General features: G+C 46.8%; 5 protein-coding genes. 4 read left to right on the top strand and 1 reads right to left on the bottom strand.

The window, feature by feature from the left end; translation table 11 throughout:
• From GTP27_RS23020 to GTP27_RS23035, 4 genes are all read left to right on the top strand, one after another.
• A partial coding sequence (locus GTP27_RS23020; protein WP_229634307.1) for a hypothetical protein occupies window positions 1-666 on the top strand: 666 nt, incomplete at its 5' end.
• Between the two features lie 82 nt (window positions 667-748).
• Window positions 749-1,186, top strand: coding sequence for a hypothetical protein (locus GTP27_RS23025; protein WP_161041426.1), 438 nt, complete (start codon window positions 749-751; stop codon window positions 1,184-1,186).
• A gap of 1,163 nt (window positions 1,187-2,349) precedes the next feature.
• On the top strand, window positions 2,350-3,960 hold the full coding sequence (locus tag GTP27_RS23030) for a methyl-accepting chemotaxis protein (protein WP_161041427.1): 1,611 nt from the start codon (window positions 2,350-2,352) through the stop codon (window positions 3,958-3,960).
• 930 nt (window positions 3,961-4,890) lie between these two features.
• Complete coding sequence (locus GTP27_RS23035) at window positions 4,891-7,233, top strand: TonB-dependent receptor (protein ID WP_161041428.1); 2,343 nt, start codon at window positions 4,891-4,893, stop codon at window positions 7,231-7,233.
• Window positions 7,234-7,444: 211 nt separating this feature from the next.
• Here the strand turns inward: GTP27_RS23035 and GTP27_RS23040 are convergent.
• Window positions 7,445-7,565: transposase (locus tag GTP27_RS23040; RefSeq protein WP_161037153.1), on the bottom strand; the 121-nt coding region annotated here is incomplete at its 5' end.

Genomic DNA, 7,565 nt, shown 5'->3' on the forward strand with positions numbered 1-7,565 from the left:
TTAAGCAAGTACCCCCGCTTTCCGCAAACGACTGTCGACTCTATCGGAGTCACTCACAAGACCGGGATAATCGCAACGGCAATCGGCGAAAAGGTCATCATCGAATATAGAACCTATTATTGGTCACTATCGGGTTCCAGCATGACAGAAGCGGTAACGTCATCGCTGTGCGAATTGACAATTCTTCCTGATAAGGATGCTCCTGGAAAATTTTCCATAACTTCTTCGTCAGTGAGTGAAAGACCTGGTTTTCTTTTGCTTCATATTCCATTAAAACCGTTTGCTCCGAGCGATCAAATTGCTGCGGACATAGCCCGCTCGCTTTCATTATTAGGGCCTAAGTTAGAAGTGTTGATCATGGCTCGTGACGAGAGAAATGCTAAGCTCAAGCTAATAGAGAACAATCGACTTGCAGCAGAAAATTTTGCTCAAGTCCAAGCTCGTCTTCAGCGAAAAAAAATATTAGAGGAAGCGGTTAACTTTCGAACTACTATGAAGATCGGAGTTGAAACAAATTGCGGGCCGATAGTTGATATTAAATCTGACATGGTCAAAGTTTACTTTCCAGTCAAAAATTACGGTACCGAGCAATGGATTCGTAGGGACGAAATATTTCCGCCATCAGTGCCTTGTCGATTTGTAGATGGCAAGTACCAACTCCCATAAAATCATTCCACATAGCATGATATTGTTTCGCAACAACGACAAAAATTCTACCTATTATTTTTCTGCAGTACTGTATAGCCCTATGAAAAAATTCTTAATTTGTTCTTGCGAGGAATCAGTTATTGACTATCCACCAAGTTTTGTAATTGCCGAGACAGAAGACAAAGCAATGCAAAAATTTTTACGTGAAGTATATTCAAAAAATGACATATTCCGCAGTAGTGTCCTAGATCTAGCAGCCAATATGACATTTGTTGAGCAATTTTATTTCAGCAACGAGCGCGAACGTCGCAGATTTGACAATAAAAAGAAAGTTGTTGTTGAAAAAGAAATTGTAAAAAATCGAGTTGAGAGATTTTTTTCAACCAATCCAAATCTAGGAAAATTATTTGTTCGATATATGGAAACCAAAGACGCCAGTCTTATAAGTGACGACGTCTTTGAATTCATTGCAACTTCAGAGTCAAAAGAAAGGCACGGCCACGTCGCCCTTGATGTCGATTCTTTAAATACAGTTTAAATTATAAAAATTGTATTTTAATATACACAATAATATGGGCCAGAGCCGGTTCTAAACGACCGGTCGCTATTACTCCGAAACGAGCTATGCTTAGCACTCGTATTCCTTTTCGCACAACTTATCCAACGCGCTCTTGAATTTCTGCCGCGGCGGTAAGCCCTGCAGTTTCTCCCCAATATTCTTGTAGACAATGCTCTGAGCCTAGTTTTGCAGGGGCTGCCCATCATAGGCATTGAAAGTAACTGCTGTTCCACGGCTGCGTTGATTGGTGGGGCAGCCCTCCAGATAAAGAACGCGCTCGAAAATTTCCATGTGGCAATACAAAATTAAGGGGCTTGTCAATAACTCAAAAGACTAAAGAATCTCTGGCGTCACAGAACAGTATTGGGCTAGCAAGGATCCGGAATTTAAGCTTTACTGGGGGCTTGCACGACAAGCTCTCACATGGTGGCTGCGACTTAAGTCAATAGGTGGTGGCGTTCTATGAGAATAGGTGGCGGCTGCGACGCGATTATTCAAAGAACTTCCGGCTTGTAGCAGGAGTCGGTGGCTTGCCCAAGAACATGTGACATGCTTCAGAAAGGCTGGCCCCTTTGGTGCAAGAACTAATGGCCGCATTAAAGCAGGAATCAATGGCCGATCAGGTAAGAATACGCACATATACGCGGGCGGCAAGATTCTCGTCTATGAATACGACAATCGATTAAATCAAGGGGTTGTAAAAATGCTTATCGCCCCTGGCGATAACACTGCGGCAGGATAATTTTGATCGCCCCTGTCTCATTATGCGAACATGCAAATCGGGTCCCTGAACACACAAGTACAAACAAGGACAGGGATTCTGCATGTCGGCAAGCAGTTACAGCGTTGTCAGAACGGTTTGGAAAGTTAGCTCAGACAAACTCGACAAGCGAAGTCGACGCCGTTAGGAACCAGCATCCTCCGACCGGAACATCGCCGCAAAAATTGTTTAAGGCAGAAGTAGAATAATTTCCTGCCTGATAATACAACGCTCTGGAACAGTGCTAACCTTCTTGTTGTTCAACTGAATCTTTCTGGTAGAATAAATTAAATTAAACAAAAAACAATGAATTAAACAACATTGGCAATTAAATATTGTTAGTGCAGGCAGGTAAGTTTCTGATTAACTGAGGAGTCAAAGCATGACTTTTGCAAAAAAACTATATGTTTTGTTAGCGGCCGCAGTTATGGGTATGTGTGCCGTGGGACTAATCAGCTATTTGCAGATTTCGACAGTGTTTGAAGCTGCAAACTATGCGAACGTCAACACCCTTCCGAGCGTGGAGCAACTTGATAACGTCGACGAGGCCTTTGGCCGCATGCGCATTGACACTTGGAAGCATCTTGCGACGAGCGATCAAAGCGAACGCGACAAAATCGCCAGTGACATGGCCAACGCCGAAGCCAAAATTCGCGATGCCCTGACGCGTTACGAAAAGGAAGACATCTCAGACGAGCAAGATCGTGTTTTGCTCAGTGGGGTCAGGAAGACAATTGCCGATTACTATCCCGCACGGGACAAGGTTCTGAAGCTATCCACATCAGGCGACGTCGAACAGGCTCGTAAAGCGCAGTTGAGCAATCAGGAGATCATCGCCCGTGCCGATCGTGCCATATCGGATCATCGCGCTTACAACATCAAACTTGCTGATGAGGGCTCGAAGCGGGCCGAAAGTGTGCACGCCCGATCCGCTTGGATTTCCATCGCGATCACTGTGCTATTCGCGGTCGGCATCGCAATCGCAGGCCATATCTTGATCGATCGTCTGTCCAATGCGCTCAAAGACGCGGTCAAGATTGCAGATGAAGTCGCAGCAGGTGACCTGACTCGCGAAGACATGAACAGCGGGTCGGACGAAGTTGGGCAATTACTGGCAGCGCTCAATCTCATGAGCAGCAAACTGAGCACTATTATAGGCGAGGTACAGGAAGGCGCGACTGCTATCCAGACCGCTTCTCATGAAATCGCCAGCGGCAATATGGATCTGTCGGCGCGTACCGAACAGCAAGCCGGCGCCTTGGAGGAGACTGCTGCGTCCATCGAGGAGTTGACCAGCACGGTTCAGAACAACGCAGAATCTACCACGCAGGCCCGGCAATTAGCCAATGAGGCAGCAGAAACCGCGATCCAAGGTGGTGAAGTTGTCGCACAGGTAATCGAGACCATGGCAGCGATAAACGCCTCGTCCGTACGGATAGTCGATATCATCTCGGTCATTGACGGAATCGCATTCCAGACCAATATTCTGGCATTGAACGCCGCTGTAGAGGCGGCGCGGGCGGGTGAACAAGGTCGTGGGTTTGCGGTAGTAGCGACCGAAGTACGCAATCTGGCCCAACGCTCCGCTAGTGCAGCGAAAGAAATCAAGATGCTCATTGATGACTCCGTCGCACAGGTCAGCCAAGGGGATGAACTAGTCCACAAAGCCGGCGCAGCGATGGAGCGATTGGTAGAAGGTGTCAACAACGTCGCGCGCATCATCGGCGAAATTGCCGATGCCGGAATTCAACAGAGTTCGGGACTGCATCAGGTAAATCAGGCGGTAGGGGAAATGGATTCATTTACCCAGCAGAATGCGGCGCTCGTCGAACAATCGGCCGCCGCCGCAACAGCTATGAGCGAGCAGGCACAGAATCTGAATCAGTTGATTGGACAATTTACACTTCGAGCTGGCATAAGCCACGCCACAATGGCGAAGCATTTACCACGAAGAACCGCCAACGCCACTTTGGGGTACACCCCGTCTATCTAAACCGCTCTGCCTATTACACTATCCTCTTGGGACTTTCGCAACGGCAGATACGAAATGCATGCTGATTTCGGTGGATGGAATCAGCATGCCATTAGGCATGTGTGTGTATTCCGGCCAAACCCAACCGGTCATCCCAGTTCAAAGGCAGCCATTCTCATTCAATGCCAGTCAGAGTTTCCTATCTGAACTAGGCCATTGATTCCGATTCAATACCGATAAAAAAAATTATTGAATGAATTGATGATTCGCAAGAATCATTTCACGTTCTGAGGATTAACTATCTATGTCGACGGTAGGCTTATCTTATGTATCCACGCGACATATCCGTGCAATGTAATGACAAGACTACCGCACCAAAGAGTAATGCTTCCGCAATTCGGCAAGACCGCAGAGCCCCGTTTTCGCAGGCAAGTAACCAGAAGCTTTGAAAATAATAAAAGCATTAATCATAGAACCGACTTACAATTCTGACCGCGAATGACAAGGTCATCGTAGGTCTTCATGATTATCTGTTAAAGTGCAACCCATTCTTATCTATTCTGAGGATTGTTTTCCTAAAAAATAGAAGTTGCAACAAGCTCTTTATGCACTCGAATATGCAAATCAGTAGCTTCTGGTGTGAACCGAAGCCTTTATCGTACCAGTCAAAAATCATCTTATAACCTCAGGATTCATCTATCTGACGATCTAAGCATGTCGACGATACTGTAAATAACGTAACAAGCAAGCAGGATGTTTACAATGCCACACAAGAATTTTACCTAAAGGATTAGATTTCTTCTCACCTCCCAACCCAAAAAACAGCATCGCGACGCCGCATGAAAATACTACCAGATCAACTTCATTAATAGCGCGTCTAATCTAACCACCATAAAAATGACTATCCGTGTAAATCTGACTATTAGTGCGATAGCACTAGTGCCGATATCAATGCCTGCGTCCGCTCACAACGTCCAAAGCGAAGTTTATATTGCCAACTTGGCTGAGACAAAAAGTGAAATTGAACCTATACCAGTCGCTGTTACCGTAACAGCACGACGTCGTATAGAGAAAGAACAGGATGTACCCACTCCAACTACGACGACGTACGGTGACCAACTAAAGGCCAATTTAATTACTCAAGTGCAAGATTTACAGCAGGCTATGCCGAGCCTAAACTCGGCCTACTTGCATGCGCGCGTATCAAGTCTGGCAATCCGTGGAATAGGTAGCAATCCAGCCAATGAAGGCCTGGAAGGTAGCGTTGGACTCTATGTAGATAATGTCTATCAGGGCCGACCAGGCATGCTTGCAGTAGATTGGGTCGATCTAGAGCAAGTCGATTTATTGCGGGGGCCACAGGGTACGCTATTTGGAAAGAACACCACTGCTGGGGTGCTCAATTTCACAACCAAAAATCCGAATTTTAAACCTGAACATAGTATTGAAGCGTCAGCAGGTCAACGCGGATATTTTCAGACATTGGCTTCTTTATCAGGACCTTTAAACGAGCAATGGGCTGGCCGTATTTCTTTGTCTAGGACGTATGACCGCGGATGGCTCGAAAATAAGCATGACGGCAAAAGCTATGACAGCGTAGGACGACAGGGGGGGCGAGGCAAGTTGCTTTTCAAGCAGGGTGAGAATTTCAATCTGCGTCTGAGTGCGGATTACAACCATGAAGACGATTCGCAAGGCACACTGATTCCTTACGGCTTCGGCCCTTCAGCACCAGGATTTGCGAATGCACAAGCGGCAGCCACCGCAGCACTGGGATTACCGACTGGCTCTCAGCCACTCAACAACGATCCGAGCAACTACAAAGTTAACTTTGATGGCGGTCAACGCACCCGAGTGTATCAAGGAGGACTATCTGCAGAAACCAACTGGCGCCCAACAAGTGGCTATTCTCTAACCTCGATCTTGGCCTCACGTTATTGGATTTTTCATCCACATAACGATAATGACCTTACCACGGCCTCTGGAGTGGGCGATATTGGGTTCAACGTTAAGCATAGCCAGTTTTCGTATGAATTACGGTTAGCGTCGCCACTCGGAAATAAGCTTGATTATGTGGTCGGATCACTGATATTGCACCAAAATATTCAAAGCGATTTCTTCGTCAAGTTCGGTAACAAGGCCGATTTACTAGTCCTGAACAACGCTGTCGGTTTAAACCTAATTGACAACACTAATGGAATTTCACGTGGCAAGAGCACTACTGACAGTAGAGCAATCTTTGGACAGGGCGACTGGCACCTAAATCCATTATGGTCATTAACCCTTGGCCTACGCGCGACATGGGAAAGCAAAGATGCCAGGACTCAACGCGATGCTCTAGAGGGTGGAAAAGCGCTGACAGATTATCCAGCGGCCTTGCAACAAACAGTATTTGCGACCCGTTCAGCCGCCGGCGGAGCCTATGATTCTGGTACATTGCATGTTTCGAGGGTAGCGCCTTCGGGATTAGCTACGCTGAGCTATAAAGCTACGCCAACCCTGCTTGCTTATAGCACCCTGTCACATGGGGAGAAATCGGGTGGAATTAACATCAGCGGAGTCGGTGCCGCGCCAACAGTAGGTGCCAATTCGCTAATAATCGCTCCGGAAAAGGCTGATAACTTTGAACTGGGCATCAAAAGCAGTCTTTTTAACAATCGATTAGATATCAGTTCCAATTACTTCCAAACTAGAATCAATGGCTATCAGACCAACGCCTACGTACTGGGCCCGGTTACTCCTGTTCTCATCCTGACCAATGCCGGTGGCGCGAAAAGCGAAGGGGTAGAACTTGAAGTTAAGGCTCGCCCGCAAAGTAGCCTCAGCCTATACTTTAACGGTTCGTACAACAATGCTCGCTACTCCAGTTTCAACAATGCCCCGATTGCGGCCGAGCTAGTGGCAGTCAGGGTAACCAAAGCCGACCTAACTGGTCACCCACTTGTTGGGGCACCGTCATGGACCATCAACACCGGCGGACGTTATGAATGGAAGAATGGTGATACTGTAAGGCAGTATGCAATGGCAAATGTTGCCTTTCGTTCTTGGGCTGACGGTTACCTTGATGGTTCAAAATTTGCGAGGATTCCTGCCTATGCTCTTCTAAATATAAGTACTGGATGGCTGGTGCAGCGCGCTGGAAAGCAATGGAATATCTCCGTATGGGTCAAAAATGCTCTGGACAAACACTATTTCTTAGCTGCAGCAGCAGGACAGACCATCGGCGGAGGTGAGTATGTAGCTTCCGCGGGAACACCCCGCACATTGGGAATCACAACTCATTTAGACTATTAATTAAACATCGGTAATCGACGTGGATTCACTAGGCAGCTTTGAAATATGTTCAAACTGCTTTTCTTAGGTCCAAAATGAGCTATTTTCCAGGCGTAGTCCTACAGTGTCAGTCCATTAAGAAAAACTTGAAGCTGCACATCTGTGTCAGTGATCAACGTTCCGGCATTCTCGAACATGAAATGGACCTCGCCCACGGCAAATATTGGGTTCTTCACGGATTACCGGGAAACGCAGCTTTGATTTTCAAGAAGAAGAATGCGCTGTCTCTGTAGCCGTAGGCAATCCGTTTCATGACCTTAATGCGATTGTTTATCCCTTCGAGCTGCCCCGTA

The sequence above is a fragment of the Duganella qianjiadongensis genome (genome assembly GCF_009857915.1).
Classification (GTDB): domain Bacteria; phylum Pseudomonadota; class Gammaproteobacteria; order Burkholderiales; family Burkholderiaceae_D; genus Rugamonas; species Rugamonas qianjiadongensis.

Excerpts from the sequence above, each read along its gene's own strand:
- GTP27_RS23025 (WP_161041426.1), top strand. The coding sequence starts at position 749 with ATGAAAAAATTCTTAATTTGTTCTTGCGAGGAATCAGTTATTGACTAT.
- GTP27_RS23030 (WP_161041427.1), top strand. The coding sequence starts at position 2,350 with ATGACTTTTGCAAAAAAACTATATGTTTTGTTAGCGGCCGCAGTTATG.
- GTP27_RS23035 (WP_161041428.1), top strand. The coding sequence starts at position 4,891 with ATGCCTGCGTCCGCTCACAACGTCCAAAGCGAAGTTTATATTGCCAAC.